This window comes from Actinosynnema sp. (genome assembly GCF_052038725.1).
Genome location: NZ_JBQGCX010001262.1, coordinates 1 through 3896, shown reverse-complemented (window position 1 = coordinate 3896; position 3896 = coordinate 1). Strand labels below are relative to the sequence as shown.

Sequence of the window (3896 nt, the reverse complement as noted above, 5' to 3'; positions counted from 1 at the left end):
TCGGCGGCCTGGCCGCCCTGCTGCTCCGGCTGCTGCTCGGCCCAGGCCGCCAGCTGGTCCAGCACCTTCCGCGCCTCGTTGTTCGGCTTCACCTCGGTGAACTTCTTGCCCACCGCGATGTCCACCGTGGCGTCCTGCCGGTCGTCGCGGACCAGCTCCATGCACGGCTCCATGACGCTCAGCGTCCGCGCCGCCTCCGCGCCCGGCGCCCCGAACCGGATCTGCCCCCGGCAGGCCATGTCCTGCGCGGGGTAGACCGGGTCGTTGCCGGGCTCGGCGGCCTGCTGGGCGCCCATCTCCGTGAGGGAGGTGGCCACGAACTTCGCCTGGTTGCGCTGCGTGCTCGCGTTGAACGCCCGGAAGTGGATCTCGCCCACCGGAGCCAGGTCCGTTCGATCGAGCGCGTCGTGCCCCAGTGCCGTCCCCAGCACCTGCTCCTGGCCGGGGGCGACCCCGCCGGGAGCGTTGCACTTGATGGCCGCGTCCATGTCCTCGGCCTCGCCGAGGACCTTCACCCACACGACAACCGAAGACACCACAAGCACCAGGAGCAGGAGCAGCGCAGGCACCGGCCTCCGCTTCCGGTAGCGCGCTGACCCGCCGCTCACCGTTCCGCTCGCGGGTTCCACGTCCGCCGACCTCCCCATTGGCGCAAGTACTCCTCCTGATCAGGCTATGCCCAGCTACGGCTTCCCGCGTTCCGGGAATACCGTGACGACGAGCAATCACCCTGTGGCGGGCAGTGGTCGCCCAGTCGAGTGACGCCACCCGTCCGCACCGGGAACGGCGGCACTCGCGGACCAGCCTATCGGGCCTGGGAGAGAAGGGACCGTCACCCTTCTGCTCAATTAGGGGGAACCCGGTGCACGCGAGCCTGATCAGTGAGCTACCCTCTGCGCGCTCCGCGCATCGCCGGACACCCGTCAGACCGACGTGTGGAGGGGGCTTGTCGCCCGGTGTGCGGGCGTAGAGACCTCCGTCACCCGTGGCGGGGGCACAAACAGGAGCGCTGGTGCGTTAACCAGCGCGCGACACAGTCTCCGTTGACCGCAGGGGTGAAAGAAGATGGCGACCGACTACGACGCTCCGCGTCGCAGCGAGGCGGACGAACTCGCTGAGGACTCCCTCGAGGAGCTGAAGGCGCGGCGCAATGAAACGCAGTCCGGGGTCGTCGACATCGATGAGGACGCGACGGCCGAGAACTTCGAGCTGCCCGGCGCCGACCTGTCCGGCGAGGAGCTCACGTTCAAGATCCTTCCGAAGCAGGCTGACGAGTTCACCTGCTCGAAGTGCTTCCTCGTGCACCACCGCAGCAGGCTGGCCGAGGAGGAGAACGGCCAGTACATCTGCCGGGACTGCGCCTGAGCGACCGGGCGCAGGCCCCCTCACCGGGACGACCCCACCGCAACGCCGCTTCGGAACCATCCGGGGCGGCGTTCGGCGTTCCGGGGCGCGTTCCGGCGCCGGTTCCGCCGAACGGCCGCGAGCCGTTCTCCCGACCCGGCGGGGCGACTTCTCCGCCGGACCACCGGAGTTCTCCGGCGCGGACGCGGGTGGTGTTGTCACCCGACCGGGCCAACCTGGCGCGGGAATCGACGGCTAATCCGCCCGTCCGCACAACCCGTCCACCGGAACGGGTGTAAACGGAATCATTTGGGGTAACCGGTGTGGTTGCGCCCCGACTCGCCGCGCACGACCACCACTGGCGGGGGAGCGCCACTTTCCGCACGAATGCGGACAACTCCGGTTCGGTTCACCGATCGTTAGTGGATCGAAACCAAGCCGTTCGACGGGTCCGAGCGGTGATCAACAACCGTCGAACCCGTCCGAAATTCCACCATTCGGGATTTCCGCCGCGCCGGACCGCGCATTCCGCGCGCCCGGTCGGCCGCCCCGGTCGAGCGCCCGCGCCGATCGCTACGCGTCGGCGTCGCCCTCGGGGTTCGCCCTCGGGGCCGTCGCACCGGAGGCCGCCGCACGGGGGACCGCCGCACCCGGAGCCGCCGCGCCCGCCTTCGCGGCCGGGGCCTTCGCCGCCTCCGCGCGCAGCGCCTCGACCAGCCTCTCCGGCGAGCGCGTGCTGAACAGCCAGTACGGCGTCGGGTCCTGCGGGTCGACCAGCCGCACCCGCAGCATCGTCGGCACCCAGCCCCGGTGCAGCACGAACGCCATCGGGTCCAGCTCCGGCCCCATCGCCCTGCGCTTGCCCTTGGCGTCGACCACCTCGACCTCGCCGAGCAGCCCCACCGGCACGTGCGCGGAGCCCACGGTCAGCTCCCCGCCCGACACCTCGACGCGGGTCCACCCCATCCGGACGATCAGCGCCAGCGTCAGCGGCAGCACGATCACGTAGGGCAACCAGGACCGGACGCCGGGGAAGCCCATGTGCACCTCGGCGGCGAGCAGGGACGCGGCGGCGAGCGGCAGCAGCCACCCCCACCAGGGGATGAACAGGCGCTCGCGGAAGGTGGTCGGGGCGGTCACAGCACTCTCGCTCACGCGGTCAGGGTAGTCTCGCGCGCCGTGCCCAGCGTCGAGGTCCTGTTGTCCCGGCTCGATCCTTCAGTCCCGCCCCCGTCCTACGCCCGGCCGGGTGATGCGGGCGCCGACCTGGTCACCACGTCCGACGTGGTGATCGAACCCGGCGAGCGCGCCGTGGTCGGCACCGGCGTCGCCATCGCGCTGCCCCGGGGGTACGCGGGCTTCGTGCACCCGAGGTCGGGGCTGGCCGCCAGGGTGGGGCTGAGCGTGGTGAACACGCCGGGGACGATCGACGCGGGGTACCGGGGCGAGATCAAGGTCTGCCTCGTCAACCACGACCTGCGCGAACCGGTGGTGCTGAGCCGGGGCGACCGGATCGCCCAGCTGGTGGTGCAGAAGGTGGAGCACGCGGTGTTCCGCGAAGTCGACGAGCTGCCGGAGTCCGAGCGCGGCGACGGCGGCTACGGCTCTACTGGCGGGCACTCGGTGCTCGCCCGGACTAAGGGGTGAGGCGATGTTCGGACGGCGCCGCAAGCGCGGTCGGCACTCCACGAACCGGGGTGGCGAGGACGACCTGCTGATGGAGGAGGGCGAGGAGGCCACCGGCCCGTTCGACTCCACGCAGGCGCCGGAGGACGGGATCAACCGGCTGGACCTCGGCTCGGTCCAGCTGCCCGTGCCGGACGGCGTGCAGCTGCAGGTCGAGATGGACCCGACGGGCGCGGTCCGCGCGGTGCACCTGCTGACCCCGGTGGGCCAGCTGACCGTGAGCGCCTTCGCGGCCCCGAAGACCGAGCGGCTGTGGCCGGAGGTGAGCGCCGAGCTGATCACCCAGCTCAAGGGCGACAACTTCCGCATCAACCGGCTCAACGGCGAGTGGGGCGAGGAGATCACCGCCCGCTCGCCCGAGGTGCACCTGCGGTTCGTGGGCGTGGACGGCCCGAGGTGGATGCTGCGCGGCGTCGCGGCGGCACCCTCGGAGGAGCAGGCCGAGCAGGCCCTGATGGCGCTGCGCGACCTGCTCCGCTACACCGTGGTCGTGCGCGGCACCCAGCCGATGCCCGTGCGCACCCCGCTGCCGGTCGAGCTGCCGGAGGCCATCGCCCGGCACATCGCCGCCCAGCAGCAGGAGCAGTAGGCGCCGAGCCGGGGACGGCGCCGGGGCGAGCTGTCCGAGGGTGCTGCCAACAGTCAACCGCCAACTGTTGGCAGCGCTCCGGTCCCGGCCGCCGACTCGGCCCACGCGGCCACCGCCGCCCCGCCCAGGCTCTCCCGGTCGCGCCCGAGGTCGGCGAGGCCGATCCGCCGCACCACCGCGCCCGGCGCGGTCCGCCCCCACAGCTCCGCCACGTCCAGGGGGTGCACCGGGTCGTCGACGCACGCCGCGATCCCCACCGGCGCCCGCAACCCCGCGA

5 protein-coding genes and 1 pseudogene are annotated in these 3896 nt (G+C 72.1%); 3 read left to right on the top strand and 3 right to left on the bottom strand.

The features are described 5' to 3' along the window. The coding region (cei, locus tag ACTUAL_RS26655; RefSeq protein WP_440902173.1) for an envelope integrity protein Cei at positions 1-536 on the bottom strand (536 nt) is incomplete at its 3' end. Between the two features lie 529 nt (positions 537-1065). On the opposite strand from cei, the gene ACTUAL_RS26650 reads away from it, so the two are divergent. Beyond that, positions 1066-1365 carry a DUF4193 domain-containing protein gene (locus ACTUAL_RS26650; RefSeq protein WP_015800354.1) on the top strand — a complete coding sequence of 100 codons (300 nt, stop codon included), beginning with the start codon at positions 1066-1068 and terminating at the stop codon, positions 1363-1365. 552 nt (positions 1366-1917) lie between these two features. Here ACTUAL_RS26650 and ACTUAL_RS26645 read toward each other — a convergent pair. Further along, a complete protein-coding gene (locus tag ACTUAL_RS26645; RefSeq protein ID WP_440902172.1) occupies positions 1918-2499 on the bottom strand; it encodes a DUF3093 domain-containing protein in 582 nt (193 codons plus the stop codon). A 24-nt stretch (positions 2500-2523) separates the two neighbouring features. Between ACTUAL_RS26645 and dut the strand changes: the two genes are divergently transcribed. Next, entirely contained in the window at positions 2524-2991 is a 468-nt protein-coding gene (gene dut, locus ACTUAL_RS26640) for a dUTP diphosphatase (RefSeq protein WP_440902171.1), read from the top strand. A gap of 4 nt (positions 2992-2995) precedes the next feature. Further along, positions 2996-3619, top strand: coding sequence for a DUF3710 domain-containing protein (locus tag ACTUAL_RS26635; RefSeq protein ID WP_015800357.1), 624 nt, complete (start codon positions 2996-2998; stop codon positions 3617-3619). Between the two features lie 53 nt (positions 3620-3672). Here the strand turns inward: ACTUAL_RS26635 and ACTUAL_RS26630 are convergent. Beyond that, positions 3673-3896: pseudogene (locus ACTUAL_RS26630) on the bottom strand (alpha/beta hydrolase); the annotation flags it as partial.